This is a genomic window from Saccharomonospora glauca K62 (assembly GCF_000243395.2).
In the GTDB taxonomy this organism is placed as follows: domain Bacteria; phylum Actinomycetota; class Actinomycetes; order Mycobacteriales; family Pseudonocardiaceae; genus Saccharomonospora; species Saccharomonospora glauca.
Genome location: NZ_CM001484.1, coordinates 1,431,307 through 1,454,268, shown reverse-complemented (window position 1 = coordinate 1,454,268; position 22,962 = coordinate 1,431,307). Strand labels below are relative to the sequence as shown.

Genomic DNA, 22,962 nt, shown 5'->3' with positions numbered 1-22,962 from the left:
GTTAGATCGTCGAGTCGGGAATGTCGGTGCGACGCAGCACAATCCTTCCGTGCGCATCACCGTGGCACGGCAACCCGACGGCCGGTACCTGCTGCGCCCTTCGGAGCCCCTGCCCGGCGCGCCGACGAGCGGGCTCGACCCCGCCGACGCCGCCGCGCTGGTCCGGGACTGGGAACGCGACTACGCCCCTCGCTGGGTGTTCCCCTCCGTCGCACACGACTACCCACCGCTGGTCGCCCACGGCGTACGCGTGGGACGGTGCCTCGACCTCGCATTGACCGAGTACCTGCTGCTCGCCCACCTGGGTCGCCACTCCGAGCCCCGCGGCCTCGCCGCCGCCTACGCCAGGGCCAAGGGCCTGCCCCCTCCGCCCGAGGCCGGAGCCGACCGGCACGAGACGGACACCGAACCGGCGCTGTTCGACCTCCACGACTCCGGCCTGCCCCCGGACGTCGACGTGCCGGAGGCGGCCGACGTCGTCCACGACGACCAGCAGCAGCGAATGCGAAACCTGCCTCATCCCGAGCGGATGCGGCTGCTCACGGCAGCCGAGTCGGCCAGCGCCCTGGCCGCGGTGGAGATGTCCGCCGACGGACTGCCCTGGCGGGCGGACGTACACCGGCGGCTGCTCACCGAACTGCTGGGACCCAGGGCGCCATCGGGGCAACGCCCCCGCAGGCTCGCCGAGCTCGCCGACCGCATCACCGCCGCGTTCGGCGGCCGGCCCGTGAACCCGGACCACCCCGGCAGCGTCGTGCGCGCGCTGCGCCGCGACGGCATCGACGTGTCCTCCACCCGCGCGTACGTGCTGCGCCACGTCGACCATCCCGCCGTGCCACCGCTGCTGGAGTACAAGGAACTCGCCCGCCTGCACTCCGCCCACGGCTGGTCCTGGCTCGACCAGTGGGTGCGCGACGACCGGTTCCGCCCGGTCTACGTCGTGGGCGGTGTGGTGTCGGGCCGGTGGGCGAGCCGCGGTGGGGCGGCGTTGCAGATTCCGAAGGTGTTACGGGAGTGCGTGCGGGCCGACGAGGGCTGGACGCTCGTGGTCGCCGACGCGGCCCAGCTCGAACCTCGGGTGCTCGCCGCGTTGTCCGGCGACCGTAGGCTCGCCGAGGTCTCGGAGTCGGCCGACCTCTACACGAGCCTGGCCGGTGCCATGTTCGGCCGTGAACCGGACGGCGACGACCGGTCACGGGCCAAGATCGCGATGCTGTCGGCGATGTACGGCGGCACAGCCGGGGAGGCGGCGTCGCTACTCGCGTTGCTGCGGCGGCGGTTCCCCCACGCGGTGTCCTATGTGGAGCATGCTGCTCGTGAGGGTGAGAGTGGCGGGCTCGTCCGGTCCCGGCTCGGCCGGACCTCCCCGCCCCCGTCCGAGGCGTGGCGCGCGCTCACGGGCGGCACGGAAGACGAGGGGAACGCCCGCCGTGCCGCACGGGAATGGGGCCGGTTCACCCGCAACTTCGTGGTGCAGGCCAGCGCGGCAGACTGGACGGCGGTACTTCTGGCCACGCTGCGCAGACGCCTGCCCCCACCGGCATACCTGGTGTTCTTCCAACACGACGAGGTGATCGTGCACTGTCCCGCCGAGCTCGCCGAGCGGGTCGGTGACTGCCTCGCCGACGCCGTGCGCGAGACCACCTCGCTGGTGTTCGGACCGTCGTGCCCCGTGCGGTTTCCGATGCCCGCGGCGGCGGTGAAGGTCTACTCCGAGGCACCGTGACGCCCGACGCGTGCAGAAAGGGCGAACACGCGTACGGGAAGTGCGGACACGCGTGCGCAGGCTGCGGACACGGCGTTACGGCGCCGCGGCGTCCAGGGCTTTGAGGACTCGCTTGAACGACACCGGATAGGCCGTGCCGAGGGTCTGGGCGAAGAAGCTCACCCGCAGCTCCTCGATCATCCACGGGATCTCGGCCAACTCGGGGCTCGGGTCCGTCCGAGGCGGGAGCGTGTCCAACACCGCCTCGTACTCCTGCCGCAGCCACGCGATGTCGCGCAGCCGCTCGACGTCCCGCGCCGGGTTGGAGGGCAGCTTGTCGAGCCGACGCTCGATCCCCCGGACGTAACGCACCAAATCGCCGAGCCGGTCGTAGCCGGTCTTGGTGACGAACCCCGGATGGACGAGCTGCGAGAGGTGCGCCCGGACGTCGTCGAGCGATTCGGTCAGGGCGTCTCCCCGCATGGTCTCCAGGCGCGCCTCGACCTCGTGGGCGGCGCGCAGGACGTCCTCCACGGCATGCAACACGTTCAGCACCGTGCCGTTCAACGCCGCGCGCACCCGCTCCAACAGCGGGGCGAACCGCTTCTCGTCCCACACCGGGCCGCCCGCGTCGGCCATCAGCTTGTCGACGGCGCAATCGACGCAGTCGTCGACCAGGGCGGCCACCCCGCCGTGGGGGTTACGGCTGAGCACCAACTTCGACTGGTTCGACAGGTTCCGGCTGACGTACTTGGCGGGGGAGGCGACGTTGAGCCGCAACAGCTTGCGCGTGCCACGCCACATCGCCGCGCGCTGCTGCCGGGGCGTGTCGAGCATCCGCACGGCCACGCTGTCCCCCTCGTCGACCAGCGCGGGGTACGCCTTCACCTCGTGCCCACGCCGTCGGGCCGAGAACTCCTTCGGCAGGGAACCGAAGTCCGGGGTCCGAAGGCCCGTCCGCTCCATGTCGTCGGCGGCGGCGGAGATGGTCCGACGGAGCCGGTCGCCGAGCCGTTCGCGCAACGCCTCCAGATCCTTGCCCTCGCCGAGCGTTCGACCACGCTCACCGATCACCCGGAACGTCATCTTGAGGTGGTCGGGCACGGCGGACCAGCGCCACGCGTCGAGCGGGACCTCCACACCGCGTGTCCGTGCCAGCTCTCGGGTCACCACCGGCAGCAGCGGACCGTCCTCCGGCCCGACCGCGGCGAGCACCTCCCGCGCGGTGTCGGGCGCGGGCACCAGGTTGCGCCGCAACGGCTTGGGCAACGACTTGATCAGCGCGGTGACGAGCTCCTCACGCAGGCCCGGAACCTGCCACTCGAACCCGTCGGGGTCGACCTGGTTCAGCACCGCGAGTGGGATGTGGACGGTGACGCCGTCCTCGTCGGTCCCCGGTTCGAACTGGTAGGTCAGCTTGAAGGTCAGCGAGCCCTGCCGCCAGGTGTCGGGGTAGTCGGCCTCCCGCACGTCCTCGGCGGCCTCGTTGACGAGCATGGCCTTCTCGAAGTTGAGCAGGTCCGGCTGCTCCCGCCGAGTCTTCTTCCACCACGTGTCAAAGTGCCGGGCCGACGTGACCTCGGCCCCGATTCGCTGGTCGTAGAAGTCGAACAGGGTCTGGTCGTCGACGAGCAGGTCGCGACGCCGGGCGCGGTTCTCGAGGTCGGTGACCTCCTCTAAAAGCGCGCGGTTGTCGTGGAAGAACTGGTGGTTCGTGTCCCAGTCGCCCTCGACGAGGGCGTGGCGGATGAACAACTCCCGCGCGGTCTCCGGGTCGATGCGACCGTAGTTGACCTTGCGACCGACCACGAGCGGGATGCCGTACAACGTCACCCGCTCGTAGGCCATGACCGCACCGCGCTTGCGTTCCCAGTGCGGCTCGGAGTACGTGCGCTTCACCAAATGCTGGGCCAGCGGCTCGATCCATTCGGGCTCCACGCGAGCGTTGACCCGCGCCCACAGCCGCGAGGTCTCCACGAGCTCCGCCGACGCCACCCAGCGGGGCTGTTTTTTGAACAGCGACGAACCGGGGAACACCGCGAACCGGGCCCCGCGTGCGCCCAGGTAGTCGCCCTTGGCCGGGTCCTTGAGACCGACGTGGGACAGCAGGCCCGCCAGCAGGGCGGTGTGGATCCGCTGGGAATCGGCGGGCACGTCGTTGAGCGTGATGCCGAGCGGCTTGGCCAGCTGACGAAGCTGGCTGTGGATGTCCTGCCACTCGCGGATGCGCAGGTAGTTGAGGTACTCGGCGCGACAGAGCTTGCGGAACTGGTTGTTCGACAGCTCCTTCTGCCGCTCGCGGATGTAGTTCCAGAGGTTGAGGTAGGCGAGGAAGTCGGAGTTGGGGTCGGCGAACCGCGCGTGCAACTGGTCGGCGTGCTGCTGGTTCTCCGCGGGCCGCTCGCGTGGGTCCTGGATGGACAGCGCCGCCGCGATGATCATGACTTCGCGCACGCAGCCGAGGGAGGCGGCCTCCACGATCATCCGGCCCATGCGCGGATCCACGGGAAGTTGCGCGAGCTTGCGCCCCACCGGGGTCAGCGACTTCCCCGACGCGTCGAGCGCCCCGAGTTCCGTGAGCAGTTGCACACCGGCGGTGATCTGCCTGCGGTCGGGCGGCTCCACGAAGGGGAACGCGCCGATGTCACCCAACCCCAACGAGATCATCTGCAGGATCACCGACGCCAGGTTGGTGCGCAGGATCTCGGGCTCGGTGAACTCGGGCCGGGAAAGAAAGTCGTCCTCGGAGTACAGGCGGATGCAGATGCCGTCCGACGTTCGACCACAGCGTCCCTTGCGCTGGTTGGCCGACGCCTGCGAGATCGGTTCGACGGGCAGCCGCTGCACCTTCGTGCGATGGCTGTAGCGGGAGATGCGGGCGGTGCCGGGGTCGATGACGTACTTGATGCCCGGCACGGTCAGCGAGGTCTCCGCCACGTTCGTGGCGAGCACGATGCGCCGTCCCCGGTGGGGTTTGAACACTCGATGCTGATCGGCCGCCGACAGGCGCGCGTACAACGGCAGGATCTCGGTGTTGGGCAGCTCCATCGCCGACAACGCCTCGTCGGCGTCCCGGATCTCACGTTCCCCGGAGAGGAACACCAGGATGTCGCCGGGCCCCTCCGCGGTGAGTTCGGTGACGGCGTCGCAGATGGCCTGGACCTGGTCGCGATCGGGGTCGGCGTCGGGATCGTCGGGGTCGACGACGGGCCGGTAACGCACCTCCACCGGATAGGTCCGGCCGGAGACCTCCACGATCGGGGCGTCACCGAAGTGCCGCGAGAACCGCTCCGGGTCGATGGTGGCCGAGGTGATGATCACCTTGAGGTCGGGCCGACGCGGCAGGATGCGCTTGAGGTAGCCGAGCAGGAAGTCGATGTTCAGGCTTCGCTCGTGCGCCTCGTCGATGATGATCGTGTCGTACTGCCGCAGCAGGCGGTCGTGCTGGATCTCGGCGAGCAGGATGCCGTCGGTCATCAGCTTGACCAGCGTGTTGTCGCCGGAGGTGTCGGTGAACCGGACCTTGTAGCCGACGGTGGTCCCGAGCTCGGTCTTCAGCTCGGCCGCAATGCGCTCGGCGACCGTCCTCGCGGCGAGCCTGCGCGGTTGGGTGTGTCCGATCTGCCCGCGCACGCCCAGACCGAGTTCGAGGCAGATCTTCGGCAACTGCGTGGTCTTGCCCGACCCCGTCTCCCCCGCGACGATCACCACCTGGTTGTCGCGGATCACCTCGGCGAGGTCGTCCCGGCGCGCGCTGACGGGCAGCTCTTCCGGATAGGTCACCTCGGGAAGGGACTCCCGGCGGCGCCGGAGGCGTTCCTCGGCGCGCTCCACGTCCGCGGCGATGGCGGCCAACGCGTCGGGCCGGGGACGACGAGCCTTACGGAGTCCGTCGAGCCGCCGGCTCAGCCGGTACGCATCGCGCACCATGAGGCCGGACAGGCGAGACCGCAGCTCGCGGACGGTGGCCTGCGGAAGGGATGAGGAGGACATACGGTAGCCAGCTTAACCGGCCCTCGTCGGGCCGAGGCCACCCGTTTTCGGAAGAACTCCCGCGCCGCCGTCACTCCTCCGGGTACCCTGCGACGCCATGAGTCAGCCGTGGCAACCGCACACGCCCGGACAGCAACCACCGCAGCAGGGCCAGCCACCGGTTCAGGCCGCCCCCGCTCCGCAGCCGGGCCAGCCGTACCCCCAACAGCCCTATCCACAGCAGTCCTACCCGCAGCAGCCCTACCAGCAACAGGGCCAGCCGTACCCGCAGCAGCCCCAGGGGCCCATGCCCTATTCCGTCCCGCCGATGCCGGGATTCCAGCAGGGGCCGATGCTCCGGGGACCGCTCACGCTGCCGAACTGGAGTGCCGCCCTCGCGGGGCTCGGCGGGATCCTGGTCGCCGTCGGGCTGTTCGCCCTCCCCTGGCTCAGCGGCATGGGGGAGACGATGACCCTGCCGGAGCTGAGCGAGTACGCGGGCGACGAGGCGTTCACCATGCCGGAGATGTACGTGAAGTGGTTGGCCTACGTCATGTTGGCCCTCCAGCTGCTGTACTCCCTGGCCTGGACACTGGGTGCGATCCGCACTCAGACGATCGCCAAGCTGATGGTCACCTGGCCCAACTCGGAGCTCACCCACGCCAGCTTCACGCGGTACCGCCTGCTGTTCGGCTTCTCCCTCTCCTGCTCCTTCCTCGTACACGGCCTCGGCGTCCTGACGGTGTACGAGGGTCACTTCGACCTCGCCGGAGCGGGCCCGTGGGTGGTGCTGGCGGGAACAGTCCTGACCGTGATCGCGTCCTTCATCGGTCCGCGCAAGGGCCCCGGACTGCCCCCGTCCTGATCCGGCACGGTCAACGCCGCACGAGTACTTCGGGGCCGAGTTCGGCCACGCTGCGGTGGCCGGACAGCCCGAGCGTGAGGTCGAGGTCGGCGAGCAGGCTCCGCAACACGTGCCGCACGCCGTCCTCGCCCCCGAGGGCCAGCCCGTAGACGTACGGGCGTCCCACGAGCACGGCCTTCGCGCCCAGCGCGAGGGCCTTCACCACGTCGGCGCCCGTGCGGACCCCCGAGTCGAACAGCACGTCGAGCCGGTCGCCCACAGCCGTGGCGATCTCGGGCAGCATGTCCAGCGACGCGACGGCGCCGTCGACCTGGCGTCCGCCGTGGTTCGACACCACGATGCCGTCGACACCGGCATCCGCCGCCCGACGGGCGTCGTCGACGTGCTGGATTCCCTTCAGCACGATCGGACCGTCCCAGTGTTCCCGCAGAAACGGCAGGGCGTCCCAGTCACGGTCCGTCCCGGTGATCATCGAGATCCAGCGCAGCACGGCCATCGCGAGGTCCTCATCCGGGGCGGATTCGAGCCGTGAACGGAACACCGGGTCGGTGAACGGCACGGCCGTCCCCTCACCCTTCAGAAACGGCAGGTAGCCGTTGTCGAGGTCGCACGGCCGCCAGCCGAGCGACCACGTGTCGAGCGTGACCACCAGTACGGAGAACCCGGCGGCTCGCGCCCTCGCGAGGATGCTGCCGCACACGTCGGGGTCGTTCGGCCAGTACAGCTGGAACCAGCGCGGCCCGGGTCCGGACACGGCCGCGACGTCCTCGATGCTCGTCGAGGAGGCGGTGGACATCACCATCGGCAGCCCGAGCCCAGCAGCCGCCTTCGCGGTGGCCCGCTCGGCCTCGGGGTGCACGATCGACTGCACACCCACCGGCGCGAGCACCACGGGTGCGGGCAGCGTCTCACCCAGCACCGTGGTGGCCAGCTCGCGCTCGGTGGCGTCGGTGAGCATGCGCGGCACGAGGGCCCAGCGGTCGAACGCCTCCCGGTTGGCGCGACTCGTCGCACCCGACCCCGCTCCCCCGGCGACGTAGGCGAACGGCCCCGGTTCCAGCACCCGCTCGGCGACCGCCTCCAGCCGGGTGAGGTCCGTGGTGAACGCCGGTGTCGTGCCGCCGTAACCGGAAAGGTAGATCTCGCTCTGGTAGTGACCGAACCGCTCGCTCATCCGCGCCTCCTCGCGCCGTGCCGCCGACTCGCCGGGCATCCTACGGTTGACCTTCGAGTCGCTCGAAGCCCCAGACTCGGCGCCATGGACACGATCAGTACCTTCGCGCGACGCGTCGGGCTCACTCCGAGCGCGCTGCGCTTCTACGACGACTGCGGCGTCCTGCGGCCCGCGCACGTGGACCCGGACTCCGGCTACCGCTACTACAGCGCGGACCAGGAACGCGATGCCGCGTTGCTGCGCGCCCTCCGGCAGGCCGAGGTGCCGCTCGCCGACATCACCGCCGTGCTCGCAGGCGATCCGGCCTCCGCACGCGAGGTGCTGACGGCGCACGCCCGGCGGCTGCGGTCCCGCGCCGACACGGCCCACGCCGCGGTGGAGGCCGCTCTGCGGATGGTGGAGCAGCCGTCCCACGGCGAGGTGAGCGTCGGCGGAGCGGAACTCGCCAGCGCGATCCGCCAGGTACATCCGGCCGCGGCCCGCACTCCCGAGGTCCCGGAACTCGGGTGTGTGCTCGTCGAGTGGACCACCGAAGTGCTGCGGCTCGTGGCCACCGACCGCTACCGCCTCGCGGTGCGGGAACTCGTCCCCCACCGCGTCGTCGGGCCGCCGAACCGGCTGCTGGTCCCGGTCGACGCGATGGTGGCCGCACTGCCGTGGGCCGTGCGCCACGACGCCGTGCGGCTGGTCGCCGAGGCTGACGACGCCTCACTGGTGGCGGACCACCCCGGGGACGACGCGGCCACGGGCGAAGTGCCACTGCCCACACGAGACGGGAACTATCCCGATTACCGCCGGGTGCTCGACACCCTGGCCCCGCACACCTGCCGGATCGTCACCACCCGGACCGCGCTGCTCGACGCGCTGGCCGCTGCCGGGAACCCGGTCGTGCTGGAGACCGGTGGGGACACGGTGCACGTGGGCGATGCCACCGTGTCCGCCGTGTGCTCGGGCACCGCCCGCCTGGCGTTCGATCCCGCCGTGCTCGCGCCCGCCGTGGCCGCCGGGGTCGGCCCCGACGTACTGCTGGAGATCACCGCGGCCGACCAGCCGACGGTGGTCCGCTCCGCCGACCAGGGCAGTTTCACGACGCTCGTCATGCCCGTCCGCATGGACCAGTGAAGGGAAGAACCACAGTGGCCCCCCTGGACCCCGAGAACCCCGTCATTCGCCTGTGTTCCGAGGGAATGCGGGCCGAGGTCGAAGGTCGGTCCGGCGACGCGAAGACGCTGTTCGAACAGGCCTGGGAGCGGGCGAGCGACGACTACGAGGCATGCGTCGCCGCGCACTACCTCGCCCGTCACCAACCGACGGTCGCCGACGAACTGCGCTGGAACGAGGTGTGCCTGGAGCGCGCCGACGCCGTGGCCGACGCCAGGGTCGCCGCGTTCTACCCGTCGCTGCACGCGTGCCTCGCCCGCTGTCACCGCGAGCTGGGCGACATCGAGAAGGCCGGGACTCATTTCCGCCTCGCCGCCGACCATCTCGACGCGCTGCCTCCGGGCTCGTACGTCGACTGGCTCCGCTACGTCGTGGCCGAGGGGCTGCGAGACACCGGCGTCCTCGTCCGAAGCCCCGGCGAGGAGAGGGTGGCGGACCTGCTGGCCGTGCTCTGCGAGGACCGCGACCTGCGGTCGCTGGCCCTGCTGCTGCCGGCGTTCCTCGGTCACACGGGCACCGCCGCCGACCGGCAACGGCTCGTCGAGGCGGCGCACCAGCTGCACGCCGGACGGCGGTTGTCCGTCCCGGCACAGGGAATCCTGCGCGACGCACTGACCGCCTTGGCCTGAGCCGTCCGGAAACCACCGCGGTCAAGGCCGCGGCGGTTCCCGCCCACGGTGACCTCGCCGACCCGCCCGGCGTGGTCGCCGTCACGGCCACGTCGGCCGACGGCGTCCCGAATCCGGCACGAGACCATGGCACACCCCCTCCGACCAGCGAACTTGAATACCCCGGTGGGTATATGCCAGAGTGGAGAGGTACCCGGACACGAAGAGGGAGACGCCATGTTGCTCGAACGCATTTACGACGAGGACCTCGCCCAGGCCAGCTACTTCATCGGCTGCCAGGCGAAGGGGGAGGCCGTCGTGGTCGATCCTCGCCGCGACGTCCGCGAGTACCTCGACCTGGCGCAGCGGCACGGGATGCGGATCGTGGCGGTGACGGAGACGCACATCCACGCCGACTACCTCTCCGGCACCCGAGAGCTGGGCGCGGCGACCGGAGCGCAGGTGTACGTCTCGGGGGAAGGCGGGCAGGACTGGCAGTACGGCTTCGACGCCACCCGCCTGCACGACGGTGACACCATCACCGTCGGCAACATCACGGTGCGGGCCACCCACACCCCGGGGCACACACCCGAGCACCTCTCGTTCCTGGTCACCGACGGCGCGTTCAGCGACGAGCCGGGGTACCTGCTCTCCGGGGACTTCGTCTTCGCGGGCGACCTCGGCCGCCCCGACCTGCTCGACGAGGCGGCCGGCGCGGTGGACACCCGCTTCGAGGGTGCCCGCCAGCTGTTCGCGAGCCTCCGTGACACCTTCCTGACGCTTCCCGACCACGTGCAGGTCTACCCCGCGCACGGGGCGGGCAGCGCGTGTGGCAAGGCCCTGGGCGCCCTGCCCTCGACCACGGTCGGCTACGAACGCCTCAACGCCTGGTGGGCCCCGTACCTGCGCGACAACGACGAGCAGGGCTTCGTCGAGGCGCTGCTCGACGGGCAACCGGACGCCCACGCGTACTTCGCCCGGATGAAGCGCCAGAACCGGGAAGGGCCGCGGATCCTGGGGTCCCTGCCGCCGCTGCCGGAGCTGGGCAACGACGAGATCGCCCGGTCGCTCGACGCGAACGAGTCGGTGTTCGTCGACACCCGTCCCCACACCGAGGTGCACGAGGGCACCGTGCGGGGTGCACTGAACATCCCCGGACCCGCCAAGGCCGCGAGTTTCGGCGCCTGGGCGTACGACCCCGAAACCGAGAGCACACCGCTCGTGTTGCTGGCGCCCGACGGGGACACGGCACGGGCCGTGCGAGACCACCTCCTGCGCGTCGGCATCGATCACGTCGCCGGCTACACCACCAGCCTCGAAGGCCTGCCGAGCACCCGGCCCGCGCTCGTCGCACCCGCCGATCTGGAGCGCTCCGGCGCCGCGCTCGTCCTGGATGTTCGGAACAGGACCGAACACGCCGCCGGACACATCCCCGGTTCCAAGCAACTCAGCGCGGGACGCCTGCTCTGGCACCGCGACGAGCTGCCCACGAACGGCACCATCGTGACCTACTGCCAGGGCGGGGTGCGCAACTCGGTGGCCGCCAGCGCCCTGCGCCGGGCGGGCTACGACGTCGTCGAACTCGACGGCAGCTACGCGGGCTGGACGGCCTGGAACGAGGCCCGGCACGGCGCCGACCGCGCCGAGTCCGCAGCCGCGGGAGCCTGATCCGGCTGGTCGCGACCCGATTCGGCACCACTTCCCCTCCCGGTGGCCGCCGGCTGCCGACCGGTTCGCCGAACGCCGGTCCGGAAAAGCCGGCGACCACCGCCGACCACCACTGATCACCTCGACCGGAGACGACACATGGACAAGACCGTCATCGACGCACCCACGTTGAAACAACGAATCGCCGAGGGCGACGAACTCACGATCATCGACGTACGCACACCGGCCGAGTTCCGCTCGACCCACATTCCCGGGTCCCACAACATCCCGCTGCAGCTGCTCTCCGAGAACACCCGTGACCTCGCCGAACGCCTCGGTGGCAACGTGGTGCTCGTCTGCCAGTCCGGAGCCCGGGCCGCCCAGGCCCAGCAACGACTGACAGCGGTGGGCTTCGACAACGCCGACGTGCTCACCGGTGGTGTCTCCGCCTTCGAGTCGGCCGGAGGCGACGTGGTCCGTAGCGCCCGGCGCTGGGCCATGGAGCGCCAGGTCCGCATGGCAGCGGGCTCCCTGGTGCTGCTCGGCTTCCTCGGGTCCAGACTGATCGATCCCCGGCTGGGCTACCTGTCCGCCGCGATCGGTGGCGGGCTGACGTTCTCGGCGCTGACCAACTCCTGTGGCATGGCGGCGGTACTGGCGAAGATGCCGTGGAACAGGACGGCCGCGAACCCCACGCTGGAGGAGGCCGTCTGCAACCTCCCGACGGCGCTCCGGAAGGACTGAGGCGTTCACCATGCCGTGTGACACCGGCACCGACGAGGCGGCGAGACGGCTGCCGTGGCAATCCCGATGAGCGGGTCACCGGGACCCGGGCACCGTAACGGGGAGGAAAGATGGAGACCGGCCTGATCATCGTTCTGGTTCTCGCCGTGGCCGTGGGCCTCTCGCTCGGGCTGCTCGGAGGCGGGGGTTCCATCCTGACCGTCCCTCTGCTCACCTATGTCGCGGGCATGGGAGCCAAGGAAGCCATCGCCGCGTCGCTGTTCGTGGTGGGAACGACCTCACTGATCAGCGCGGTCGCGCACGCCAGGAAGGGCAACGTCCGCTGGCGCACCGGGCTCGTCTTCGGAGCGGCGGGCATGGTGGGCGCCTTCGCGGGAGGGCTTGCCGGCGGGTACCTTCCGGACACCGTCCTGATGATCGCTTTCGCCGTCATGATGGTGGCCACCGCCGTGGCGATGATCCGGGGGAAGAAGAAAACCACCGCCGATGCCAGCGGAGGACCGCAGGGGCTTCCACTGAAACGGGTCATCCTCGACGGGCTCGCCGTCGGCCTTGTCACCGGACTCGTCGGTGCCGGTGGCGGCTTCCTCGTCGTCCCCGCGCTCGTGCTGCTCGGCGGCCTGTCCATGCCGGTCGCGGTGGGTACCTCGCTGGTGGTGATAGGGATGAAGTCCTTCTCGGGCCTCGCCGGCTACCTCACCACGGTCAGCCTCGACTGGTCCCTGGTCGTCGGAGTCACCGCCGCGGCCGTCGTCGGATCGCTGCTCGGCACGCTTCTGACCTCCCGGGTGCCGGAGGTGGCGTTGAGGAAGGGTTTCGGCTTCTTCGTACTCGTCATGGGCGTCTTCGTGCTGAGCCAGGAGCTCCCGTCCCCGGCCGGTCTCGTGGTCGTGGTCGCCGCGACGGTGCTCTCCTGCCTGGTCGCCGTCTGCCGCCTGACCTCAGTGCGCTGCCCCCTCGTGCCGCGCCCACAACCGCGGTAGCGGCGTGACATCCTTCCCCGTTGGAAGGGACGGAACCCAGATGGCCACATTCGACCTCACCGATGAGGACTTCATGCCGACGATCCCCGGCATCGTCCTCGCCGACTTCTGGGCGGGCGGTGCGGACCGTGCCGTGCTGGACGCCCGCCACGCATCACGCAGAAAGTGAGTGCTCCCCATGAGAAACGCAGACCCCGAGACCCAGCGCCGCATCCTCAACCGGCTCAAGCGCGCCCGCGGTCAACTCGACGGCGTGATCGCAGCCGTGGAGAACGGCGGTTCCTGCCGGGACGTCGTCACCCAGCTCGCCGCCGTCTCCACCGCGCTCGACAGGGCCGGCTTCACCATCGTGTCGAACGCCATGAAGTACTGCATCACCGACCCCGAGGAGACGGCCAAGGTCGAGGACGGCCTGACGACCGAGGAGCTGGAGAAACTGTTCCTCGCACTCTCGTGACCACGGGCGCCGGTACGCGACACACCGCCGACCGTGGACGGCGCGGACAGCCCGGGGGCGGGAGTGCCCCACCCGTTGTCGCCGGACCCGCCGCACCGGCGTCGACGCACTGACCGCCTTGTCCCGATTCGCCCGGAACTCGACAACATCACATCTGCCGCGGAACACTTAGGGTCCCTAAGCGGTTGTGCGTGGTCGAGACCAGAGACCACGACGCAACACAGGAGGTCAGGTGGCCACGAGCGTGGCAGGAACCGCACCGGCTACGGCATCCACGGCATCCACGGGATCCACGGCGTCCACCGCATCCACGGCATCGGCCACCCGGCCCCATCGCACCGCCCGCTACGCGCTGCTTCTCGGCGGCCTCACGGCGTTCGGACCGCTGTCCATCGACATGTACCTGCCCGCCCTGCCCGTGATGGCGCGTGAGTTGCACTCCACCGACACCCAGTTGCAGCTCACCCTTGCCGTGTTCCTCGTCGGACTCGGTGTCGGCCAGCTCGTCGCCGGGCCGCTGTCCGACGCGTTCGGCAGGCGCAAGCCGATGCTCGCGGGCGTGGTGGTCTTCGCGGTGGCGTCCGCGGTGGCCGCGCTCAGTCCCTCCGTTCCGGCCCTGATCGCGGCGAGGGCGGTGCAGGCGCTGGGTGCTGCCACCGGCATGGTGATCGCCAGGGCCGCGGTGCGCGACCTGTACTCGGGTGTGGCGATGGCACGGTTCTTCTCCACGCTCATGCTCGTGACCGGCGTCGCCCCAGTGCTCGCGCCGCTGATCGGCGGTCAACTGCTGCGGTGGACGTCCTGGCGGGGGATCTTCGTCTCCCTCACCGTGTTCGGCGTCGTCCTGCTCGTGGTCGCCGCGCTCGCGCTGCCGGAGACCCTGCCCCGGCACAACCGGCGTTCCGCTCACCCCGGCCGCATCGCCCGCACCTACGCCGCGCTGTTGCGCGACCGCGTCTTCACCGGGTACGCGCTCACCGTCGGGCTGGCCTTCTCGGCGATGTTCGCCTACATCTCGGGGTCGAGCTTCGTCCTGCAACACACCTACGGCCTCTCCCCGCCCGAGTACGGCCTCGTGTTCGCGGTCAACGGTGTCGGTCTCGTGCTCGTGGGGCAGGTCAACGGCAGGCTGGTGGGCCGCTTCACCCCGAGGACACTGCTGTGGACGGGGTTGACGAGTGCGTTGACCGGCGGGCTCGGCGTCGTGGTGGCGGCGGTCGAAGCGCCGTTACCGCTGCTGCTCACGCCGCTGTTCGTCACCGTGTCGTCGGTCGGCATGGTGGGCCCGAACGCCACCACCCTCGCCCTGGCCGACCACCCCCACACGGCCGGCTCGGCGTCGGCGCTGCTGGGACTGGTGCAGTTCCTCGTCGGTGGCGGGACGTCACCGGTCGTCGGGCTGTTCGGTGGGTCCGCGCTGGCGATGGCCACCGTGATGGCGACGGCGGCCGCGGCGGCGCTGCTGGTCTTCGCTCTGCTCACGCGCGCGGCGACCTCCGGTGAAATCGGTCGAATCGATCACCAGAAGTGATGTTTGCGGCTACAGTTTCCCCGGGTGGACGAAGGGGGGAGCTGGATGAGTTCGCGAGACGAGTGGACCGTCGCCTGCCGTGATCTGGCCGGGCGACGCCGGGAGTTGACCGTGTTCGTGAACGCGGGCCGGGTGGTGCTCGTCGCGCCCCCCGGCGAAGCTGCCGTACTGACGTCCCTGGACGTGGGCAGGCTGAGAGCGGCTCTGCGCGAGGCGGTCATGCAGGTCGACGACATCCCCGAGGACGAGGACGCCCCGGACGACTGACCGACATCGTGTCCGCAGTCTGCGCACGCGTGTCCGCACCTGACGTACGAGTGTCCGCGATTCCCGTACGCGGCGGCTAGTCTCACGTCATGGACCAAGACCGGTGGACCGCCGTGGACTCCTACTTCGACCAGCACCTCGCACCACACGACGACGCACTCGACGCCACGATGCGGGCATGCGCCGAAGCGGGGCTGCCGGACATCGCCGTGGCGGCCAACCAGGGCAAGCTGCTGCAACTCCTCGCCCGCATGGTCGGCGCCCGCCGCATCCTGGAGATCGGCACGCTGGGCGGCTACTCCACCATCTGGCTCGCGCGTGCGCTACCGGCCGACGGGCGGCTCGTGACGATCGAGGCAGACCCCGCCCATGCCGACGTCGCCCGCTCCAACATCGAGCGCGCCGGGCTGGCCGACCGGGTGGAGGTCCGCGTCGGGCAGGCGCTCGACATCCTGCCCACACTCGACGCGAACACGCCGTTCGACCTGGCGTTCATCGACGCGGACAAGGCCAACAACGCGAACTACGTCCGTTGGGCGCTGGAACTCGGAAGGCCGGGCGGCGTCATCGTCGTGGACAACGTCGTGCGCCGCGGCCGGGTGGTCGACGCCGACAGCGACGACCCGTCGGTGCGCGGTACCCGCGAGGCGATCGAGCTGCTGCGCAGCGAACCTCGCCTCGACGCCACCGCGCTTCAGACAGTGGGGGTGAAGGGCTACGACGGACTCGCCGTGGCCCTTGTCACCTCCTGACATCGTGTCCGCACCTCACGTACGCGTGTCCGCACTTCCGGTACGGCACAACGCCTGGCCCGCCTCCCGGCGTGTCCACGAACTGCGGACACGCGTGCACAACCTGCGGACACGCCGGGGAGGGTCAGGACTTGTCGGCGTACAGCGGGTGCTTCTCCGCCAGGGTCGTCACGCGGGAGCGCAGCTCCTCGCGGGTGGCGTCGGAGAAGCCCGGCCGCAGAGCCTTGGCGATGACGTCGGCGACCTCGGCGAAGTCGTCCGCGCCGAACCCGCGGGTGGCCAGCGCCGGGGTACCGATGCGCAGACCCGAGGTCACCATCGGCGGGCGCGGGTCGAACGGCACCGCGTTGCGGTTGACCGTGATGCCGATGCTGTGCAGCCGGTCCTCGGCCTGCTTGCCGTCGAGTTCGGAGTTCACCAGGTCGACGAGCACCAGGTGCACGTCGGTGCCGCCGGTCAGCACCCGAACACCCGCCGAGACGCAGTCGTCCGCCGCCAGCCGCTCCGCGAGGAGCCTCGCACCGTCGAGCACGCGCTGCTGCCGCTCGCGGAACTCCGGCGTCGCGGCGATCTTCAACGCCACCGCCTTGGCGGCGATGACGTGCTCCAGCGGCCCGCCCTGCTGACCGGGGAACACCGCCGAGTTGATCTTCTTGGCGTACTCCTGCTTCGACAGCACGATGCCACCGCGCGGACCGCCGAGCGTCTTGTGCGTCGTGGTGGTCACGACGTCGGCGTAGGGCACGGGGTTGGGGTGCAGCCCGGCCGCCACGAGACCCGCGAAGTGGGCCATGTCGACCATGAGCTTGGCGCCCACGGAGTCGGCGATACGCCGGAACTCCGCGAAGTCGAGCTGCCGCGGATAGGCCGACCATCCCGCAACGATCAACTTCGGCTTGTGCTCGGTGGCGAGCCGCTCGACCTCCGCCATGTCGATCCGGCCGGTCTCGCGGTCGACGTGGTAGGCGACGACGTTGTAGAGCTTGCCCGAGAAGTTGATCTTCATGCCGTGGGTGAGGTGCCCACCGTGGGCGAGGTCGAGACCGAGGATGGTGTCACCGGGGTCCAACAGCGCGAACATCGCGGCGGCGTTGGCCTGCGCACCCGAGTGGGGCTGCACGTTGGCGTGCTCGGCGCCGAACAACTTCTTGGCCCGCTCGATGGCGAGGGTCTCGATCACGTCGACGTGCTCGCAACCACCGTAGTAGCGCTTGCCGGGGTACCCCTCGGCGTACTTGTTGGTCAGCACCGAACCCTGCGCCTGGAGCACACCGGCGGGCGCGAAGTTCTCCGAGGCGATCATCTCCAGCGTCGTCTGCTGGCGACGCAGCTCGGCGGCGACCGCCTCGGCGACCTCCGGGTCGACCGTGGCGAGGTCGGCGTCGAACGAGTTCATGTCAGCCCTCCTGAATCAGCGCGGCGTAGGCGTCGGCGTCGAGCAGCTCCGGCACCGACTCGGCACGGACCGTGAACAGCCAGCCCGCACCGTAGGGGTCGGCGTTGACGGACTCCGGCGAGTCCACGACGGACTCGTTGACCTCGACGACCTCGCCGGTCACCGGCGCGTACAGCTCGCTGACGGACTTGGTCGACTCGATCTCGCCACACACCTCACCCGCTGTGACGGTACTACCCACTTCGGGGAGATCGACGAAGACCACGTCGCCCAACGACTCGGCGGCGAACGCGGTGACCCCGACCGTCACGACCCCGTCACTTCCGGTGCGGGCCCATTCGTGTTCGCGGCTGTAACGGAGGTCCTGCGGAATGTTCGTCAACGGAGTCAGCCTTTCGTGCGCTGGTAGAAGGGCAGGGACACGACCTCGACGGAGGCCGTGCGGCCTCGGATGTCGACCGACAGGGTGGTTCCGGGCTCGGCGACCTCGGGCGTGACGTAGGCCATCGCGATCGGGTAGCCGAGGGTGGGCGACAACGCCCCGCTGGTGATCTCCCCGACCTCGCGGTCGCCGTCGAGCACGCGGTAGCCGTGGCGCGGAGCCCTGCGGCCCTCGCCCCGAAGGCCCACGAGCACGACGTCGGGATCGCCGACCCGCTCCAACGCGGCGCGACCAACGAAGTCGCCGGGCTTGTCGAACTTCACGACCCGTCCCAGGTTCGCGTGGAACGGGGTACGCGCGGCCGTCAGCTCGTTGCCGTACAACGGCATCCCGGCCTCCAGCCGCAGCGTGTCACGGCAGGCGAGGCCCGCGGGCAGCAGGCCGTGGGAGGCACCGAGCTCGGCGAGACGCCGCCAGACGGCGACGGCGGCGTCGGCGTCGGTGCCGATGTCCACGAACAGCTCGAAGCCGTCCTCGCCGGTGTAGCCGGTGCGCGCGAGCAGCACCTCGTGTCCCGCGACGGAGGCGGGCACGCTCGCGTAATAGCGCAGCGAGTCGAGGTCGGCGCCGGTCGCCCGGCCCACGATCTCCGGGGACACGGGGCCCTGCACGGCGATGAGCGCGGTGCGTGCGCTCACGTCGGTGACCGTCGCGTCGAACTTCTCGCTCCGCTCGCGCAACGCGTCGGCCACGAGCGCAGCGTTACCCGCGTTGGCCACGACGAGGTAACGCTCCTCGGCGAGCCGGTAGACGACGAGGTCGTCCAACACCCCGCCGTCGGCGGCACACAGCATGGTGTAGCGCGCCCTTCCGACCTTCACCGCCGAGAGGTTGCCGACCAACGCGTAGTCGAGCGCGCGAGCCGCGTCGGGCCCGGTCACCTCGATCTCGCCCATGTGGGAGAGGTCGAACTGCCCGGCCGCCTCGCGCACGGCGCGGTGCTCGGCCAGCTCGCTGGAGTACCGGACGGGCATCGACCAGCCCGCGAACTCGGTGAACGAGGCACCCAGCTCGACGTGCACGTCGTGCAGCGGGGTGAGCAGCGGATTCGACAATGCGGTCACGACACCGAACCTGCGCTTTCGTAGGAGGAGACGGGCGGGCAGGAGCAGACGAGGTTGCGGTCGCCGTAGGCGCCTTCGATACGCCGGACCGGCGACCAGTACTTGCCTTTCGGCGAGGTCCGACCCGGATAGACGGCGGTACGCCGATCGTAGGGCAGGGTCCACTCCCCGGCGAGCTGTTCGGCCGTGTGCGGCGCGTTGCGCAGTGGACTGTCCTCGACGGCCCAGGTGCCGTTGGCGACCTCGTCGATCTCCCGACGGATCGAGATCATCGCCTCGCAGAACCGGTCGAGCTCGGCGAGGTCCTCGCTCTCGGTGGGCTCCACCATGAGCGTTCCGGGCACGGGGAACGACATGGTCGGCGCGTGGAAGCCGTAGTCGATGAGCCGCTTGGCGACGTCGTCGACCGTGACTCCGGTCCGCTTGGTGAGACCACGCAGGTCGAGAATGCACTCGTGGGCCACGAGCCCGTCCCGTCCGGTGTAGAGCACCGGGTAGTGCGGGGCGAGCCGCGCGGCGACGTAGTTGGCGTTCAGCACGGCGACCTTGGTGGCCTCGGTGAGCCCGGCCGCGCCCATCATGCGCACGTAGGCCCAGGAGATCGGCAGGATCGACGCCGAGCCGAACGGCGCCGCCGAGATGGGCCCCACGCCGGTCTCCGGACCGGCCTCGGGCGCGAGCGGGTGGTTCGGCAGGTACGGCGCGAGGTGCGCGCGCACGGCCACCGGGCCGACGCCGGGGCCGCCACCGCCGTGGGGGATGCAGAACGTCTTGTGCAGGTTCAGGTGCGAGACGTCGCCGCCGAACTCGCCCGGCTTGGCCAGCCCGAGCAGGGCGTTGAGGTTGGCGCCGTCGACGTAGACCTGACCGCCCGCCTCGTGCACGATCTCGGCCAGCTCACCGATGCCGGTCTCGTACACGCCGTGGGTGGACGGGTAGGTGACCATGATCGCGGCGAGCGTGTCGCGGTGGGCGTCCACCTTGGCACGCAGGTCGGTGAGGTCCACGTCCCCGTCGTCGGTGCACGCCACCACGACCACGCGCATCCCCGCCAGCACGGCCGACGCCGCGTTGGTGCCGTGCGCCGACGCGGGGATCAGGCACACGTCGCGCTCGGGCTGGCCGTTGGCGCGGTGGTAGGCGCGGATCGCCAGGAGCCCGGCGAGCTCGCCCTGGCTACCGGCGTTGGGCTGCAAGGACACGCTGTCGTAGCCGGTGACCTCGGCGAGCCACCGGGAGAGCTGGCCGATCAGCTCGCGGTAGCCCTCGGCGTCCTCGGCGGGCGCGAATGGGTGGATGTTCGCGAACTCCGGCCAGGTGATGGGCTCCATCTCGGTGGTGGCGTTGAGCTTCATCGTGCACGAACCGAGCGGGATCATGCCGCGGTCCAGCGCGTAGTCGTAGTCGGCGAGCCTGCGCAGGTAGCGCAGCATCGCGGTCTCCGACCGGTAGGAGTGGAACACCTCGTGGGTGAGGTAGGCGCTGGTGCGTTCGAGGCCCGAGGGGAACGCCGAGCGCGACGCCGGTTCCGGGGTGGCCCGGACGCCGAACGCGCCGAGCACCGTGGCCAGCACCTCCGGGGTGGTGACCTCGTCACACGCCACGCGCACGTGGTCGGCGTCCACACCACCGAGGTTCACGCCCGCTTCCCGCGCCGCGGCCAGCACCTCCTCGGCGCGACCGGGCACGCGGGCGAGCACGGTGTCGAAGAAGTGGTCGTGCACCACCTCGACCCCGCCCGCGCGCAGGGCGTCGGCCAACGCGACCGCGTGTCCGTGCACCCGCTCCGCGATCCGCCGCAGCCCTTCGGGGCCGTGGTAGACGGCGTACATCGACGCCACCACGGCCAACAGCACCTGGGCGGTGCAGATGTTGCTGGTGGCCTTCTCCCGCCGGATGTGCTGCTCCCGCGTCTGCAACGCCAGCCGGTAGGCGGGGGCACCGGCGGCGTCGACGGAGACCCCGACGAGCCTGCCGGGCAGGGAACGCTCCAACCCGGAGCGCACGGCGAGGTAACCGGCGTGCGGACCGCCGTAGCCGAGCGGGACACCGAACCGCTGCGTGGTACCGGCGGCGACGTCGGCCCCGAACTCACCCGGAGCGGTCAGCAGGGTGAGGGCGAGCAGGTCGGCGGCCACGCAATAGAGCGCCTTGACCCGCTTCGCCGCCTCGCCGATCTCACGGTAGAAGTCGGGGTCGCGCAGCACGCCCGAGGCTCCCGGATACTGCACGACGACCCCGAAGAACTCGTCGGGCAGCCCATGGGACAGGTCACGCACATCGACCTCGATGCCCACCGCCTGCGCGCGGGTCCGCACCACCGCGACGGTCTGGGGCAGGCACTCGGCGTCGACGACCACCGTGTTCGACTTCGACTTCGACGCCCGCTTCATCAGCATCATGGCCTCGGCCACGGCCGTGCTCTCGTCGAGCAGCGACGCGTTCGCGATGGCCAGGCCCGTGAGGTCGGAGACGGCGGTCTGGAAGTTGAGCAGCGCCTCCAGCCGACCCTGCGAGATCTCGGGCTGGTACGGCGTGTAGGCGGTGTACCAGGCGGGGTTCTCCAACACGTTGCGGCGGATGACCGCCGGGGTGACGGTGTCGTAGTAGCCCAGGCCGATCATCTGGGTCATCGGCCGGTTGCGCCGAGCCAGCTCCCGCAGCTCCGCGAGGGCCTGCTCCTCCGAGACGGGCGCGGGCAACCGCAGTTCCCCGTCGGTACGGATCGCGCTCGGCACGGCGGCCGCGACCAGCGCGTCGAGACTGTCGAAACCACACTCGGCCACCATCTTGGCCCGTTCGGACGTCCCCGGGCCGACGTGCCGGGAGGCGAACGGCGTGGATGAGTGGGACATGGGAGCTCCTCCTCGCAGTACCACAGGGTTACCCGCCCCGTGCTGGGAACTCCCCCTCTGTCATGGGCACCTGAGAGTTTCACCGCGCGCGAACGCCCGGCTTACACCTTGGGTGAGGCACGCGAAGTGCCTGCTTTCCAGAGTGGCCTCGCCGAAAGCGGTAGGTGGACCTGAGAGATTATGGGGCGTTTACTCCTTCGGTGCCCCGCGACGGCGCGGGGACTCTCCCGCTCCGGCTCGAACGGCCGCGATATCCGATTGTGGGTTTCGGTTGTCGAGTTACAGACCGTACCGACCACGACGGGGTCAGTCCACAACGCGCAGTGAACGGTGACGCAGACCGCTTTCTTCCCCGACGGTACCCCCGGGCCCCGAACGGAAGCGGCCGTCGTGCGATCGGGTGAATTCCGCGCCTATCCCACGCCGACTACCGTGAGCGTGGCGCCGCTGTCGCGTACTCGTCGTTGCTCGGCCACCGGGAGCCCGTCGTCGGCGAGCACGAGGTCGAAGTCCGCCAGCGGCGCGAGCGCGTACAGGCCGTCGCGCGTGAACTTCGTGTGGTCGACCATGAGCACCGACCGCGACGCCGAGGCCAGCATCGCGCGCTTGACTTGCACCGTGGCCTGGGAGTGGTGGTAGCAGCGGTTACCGGCGACGGCGGTGGTGGACATGAACAGCGTGTCGGCCCTGACCTTGGCCACGCCCTCCGCCGTGTAGAGCCCGAGGAACGCGTCGTAGGCCGGGAAGTACTCCCCGCCCAGCGCGATGAGCGTGATGCCCGGAACGCCGGCGAGCATCGTCACCACCGGCTGGAAGTACGTGATCACGGTCAGCGGGGCACGCTCGGCGAGACGTTCCGCCAGATGCAGGCACGTGGTGCTCTCGTCGAGCATCACGGTGTCGCCCGGTCGCACGTGCTCCAGGGCCGCGGCGGCCAGCGCGCGCTTCTCACGTCGCATCGCGGTCATCCGCTGCGCGATGTCGCCGTGGAAGGTCTGCGACGGCATCGCGGTCGCCCCGCCACGCACCCGAGCGAGCCAGCCCTGGGTCTGCAGCGCGTCGAGATCGCGGTGGATCGTCATCACGCTGACGCCGAACTCCTCCGCCAGCGCGGACGTGCGCACGAATCCGTCCGCGCGGACCCGATCCCTGATCAACGCCCGCCGCCGCGACCGGAGGGTGCCGTCCATGCCGTGCTCTCCTGTGAAGAAATGTGAACTTCTGCGCACCGCCACATCCGAGCGAGCCACTCTACCAGCGCAGACGGCGCTTTCCGGTGACACGTCTTCACACGACGGCGGTGCCGGCCCCCGTGCGAAAGCGGCTCGGCCATTGCTCC

General features: G+C 70.4%; 19 protein-coding genes and 1 riboswitch. Of the genes, 12 read left to right on the top strand and 7 right to left on the bottom strand.

Annotated elements, in window-relative coordinates:
- Positions 1-49 precede the first annotated feature (49 nt).
- On the top strand, positions 50-1,726 hold the full coding sequence (locus tag SACGLDRAFT_RS06985; RefSeq protein WP_005463045.1) for a bifunctional 3'-5' exonuclease/DNA polymerase: 1,677 nt from the start codon (positions 50-52) through the stop codon (positions 1,724-1,726).
- Positions 1,727-1,801: 75 nt separating this feature from the next.
- Here SACGLDRAFT_RS06985 and hrpA read toward each other — a convergent pair whose 3' ends face one another.
- Positions 1,802-5,698 (bottom strand): ATP-dependent RNA helicase HrpA, encoded by a 3,897-nt coding sequence (gene hrpA / locus SACGLDRAFT_RS06980; RefSeq protein WP_005463043.1) that lies wholly within the window; start codon positions 5,696-5,698, stop codon positions 1,802-1,804.
- 97 nt (positions 5,699-5,795) lie between these two features.
- On the opposite strand from hrpA, the gene SACGLDRAFT_RS06975 reads away from it, so the two are divergent.
- Positions 5,796-6,542: a hypothetical protein gene (locus tag SACGLDRAFT_RS06975; protein ID WP_232284089.1), complete on the top strand. Its 747-nt coding sequence runs from the start codon at positions 5,796-5,798 to the stop codon at positions 6,540-6,542.
- A gap of 10 nt (positions 6,543-6,552) precedes the next feature.
- On the opposite strand, the gene SACGLDRAFT_RS06970 is transcribed toward SACGLDRAFT_RS06975, so the two are convergent.
- Positions 6,553-7,716: a lactate 2-monooxygenase gene (locus tag SACGLDRAFT_RS06970; RefSeq protein ID WP_005463040.1), complete on the bottom strand. Its 1,164-nt coding sequence runs from the start codon at positions 7,714-7,716 to the stop codon at positions 6,553-6,555.
- A gap of 84 nt (positions 7,717-7,800) precedes the next feature.
- Here SACGLDRAFT_RS06970 and SACGLDRAFT_RS06965 point away from each other — a divergent pair, with 84 nt between their 5' ends.
- From SACGLDRAFT_RS06965 to SACGLDRAFT_RS06925, 10 genes are all read left to right on the top strand, one after another.
- Entirely contained in the window at positions 7,801-8,838 is a 1,038-nt protein-coding gene (locus SACGLDRAFT_RS06965) for a DNA polymerase III subunit beta family protein (RefSeq protein WP_005455143.1), read from the top strand.
- 14 nt (positions 8,839-8,852) lie between these two features.
- A complete protein-coding gene (locus tag SACGLDRAFT_RS06960; RefSeq protein ID WP_005463037.1) occupies positions 8,853-9,506 on the top strand; it encodes a hypothetical protein in 654 nt (217 codons plus the stop codon).
- Positions 9,507-9,722: 216 nt separating this feature from the next.
- Positions 9,723-11,153 carry an MBL fold metallo-hydrolase gene (locus SACGLDRAFT_RS06955; protein WP_005463033.1) on the top strand — a complete coding sequence of 477 codons (1,431 nt, stop codon included), beginning with the start codon at positions 9,723-9,725 and terminating at the stop codon, positions 11,151-11,153.
- 138 nt (positions 11,154-11,291) lie between these two features.
- Positions 11,292-11,876, top strand: a complete 585-nt coding sequence (locus tag SACGLDRAFT_RS06950) for a rhodanese-like domain-containing protein (protein ID WP_005463032.1) — start codon at positions 11,292-11,294, stop codon at positions 11,874-11,876.
- A gap of 110 nt (positions 11,877-11,986) precedes the next feature.
- A complete protein-coding gene (locus tag SACGLDRAFT_RS06945) occupies positions 11,987-12,859 on the top strand; it encodes a sulfite exporter TauE/SafE family protein (RefSeq protein WP_005455134.1) in 873 nt (290 codons plus the stop codon).
- A gap of 40 nt (positions 12,860-12,899) precedes the next feature.
- The gene (locus tag SACGLDRAFT_RS22910; protein ID WP_269728750.1) at positions 12,900-13,028 is read left to right on the top strand and encodes a hypothetical protein; all 129 of its coding nucleotides are present in this window, start codon (positions 12,900-12,902) and stop codon (positions 13,026-13,028) included.
- A 9-nt stretch (positions 13,029-13,037) separates the two neighbouring features.
- Positions 13,038-13,316, top strand: coding sequence for a metal-sensitive transcriptional regulator (locus SACGLDRAFT_RS06940; RefSeq protein ID WP_005455132.1), 279 nt, complete (start codon positions 13,038-13,040; stop codon positions 13,314-13,316).
- A 232-nt stretch (positions 13,317-13,548) separates the two neighbouring features.
- Complete coding sequence (locus SACGLDRAFT_RS06935; RefSeq protein WP_005463031.1) at positions 13,549-14,847, top strand: multidrug effflux MFS transporter; 1,299 nt, start codon at positions 13,549-13,551, stop codon at positions 14,845-14,847.
- Between the two features lie 45 nt (positions 14,848-14,892).
- Positions 14,893-15,114, top strand: a complete 222-nt coding sequence (locus SACGLDRAFT_RS06930; protein WP_005455130.1) for a hypothetical protein — start codon at positions 14,893-14,895, stop codon at positions 15,112-15,114.
- Positions 15,115-15,203: 89 nt separating this feature from the next.
- Positions 15,204-15,866, top strand: coding sequence for an O-methyltransferase (locus SACGLDRAFT_RS06925; protein ID WP_005455129.1), 663 nt, complete (start codon positions 15,204-15,206; stop codon positions 15,864-15,866).
- A gap of 124 nt (positions 15,867-15,990) precedes the next feature.
- Here the strand turns inward: SACGLDRAFT_RS06925 and SACGLDRAFT_RS06920 are convergent, their stop codons facing one another.
- The 5 genes from SACGLDRAFT_RS06920 to SACGLDRAFT_RS06900 all read right to left on the bottom strand — a co-directional run bounded on the left by SACGLDRAFT_RS06920 (position 15,991) and on the right by SACGLDRAFT_RS06900 (position 22,813).
- Entirely contained in the window at positions 15,991-17,262 is a 1,272-nt protein-coding gene (locus tag SACGLDRAFT_RS06920; RefSeq protein WP_005463030.1) for a serine hydroxymethyltransferase, read from the bottom strand.
- Between the two features lies 1 nt (position 17,263).
- Entirely contained in the window at positions 17,264-17,644 is a 381-nt protein-coding gene (gcvH, locus tag SACGLDRAFT_RS06915) for a glycine cleavage system protein GcvH (RefSeq protein ID WP_005463029.1), read from the bottom strand.
- 5 nt (positions 17,645-17,649) lie between these two features.
- A complete protein-coding gene (gene gcvT, locus SACGLDRAFT_RS06910) occupies positions 17,650-18,768 on the bottom strand; it encodes a glycine cleavage system aminomethyltransferase GcvT (protein WP_005463028.1) in 1,119 nt (372 codons plus the stop codon).
- Positions 18,765-21,623 carry an aminomethyl-transferring glycine dehydrogenase gene (gcvP, locus tag SACGLDRAFT_RS06905; RefSeq protein ID WP_005463027.1) on the bottom strand — a complete coding sequence of 953 codons (2,859 nt, stop codon included), beginning with the start codon at positions 21,621-21,623 and terminating at the stop codon, positions 18,765-18,767. The genes gcvT and gcvP overlap by 4 nt, the downstream gene beginning before the upstream one ends.
- Positions 21,624-21,670: 47 nt before the next feature.
- Positions 21,671-21,774, bottom strand: a riboswitch (glycine riboswitch).
- A 262-nt stretch (positions 21,775-22,036) separates the two neighbouring features.
- Positions 22,037-22,813 (bottom strand): DeoR/GlpR family DNA-binding transcription regulator, encoded by a 777-nt coding sequence (locus tag SACGLDRAFT_RS06900; protein WP_005463026.1) that lies wholly within the window; start codon positions 22,811-22,813, stop codon positions 22,037-22,039.
- Positions 22,814-22,962: the final 149 nt, after the last annotated feature.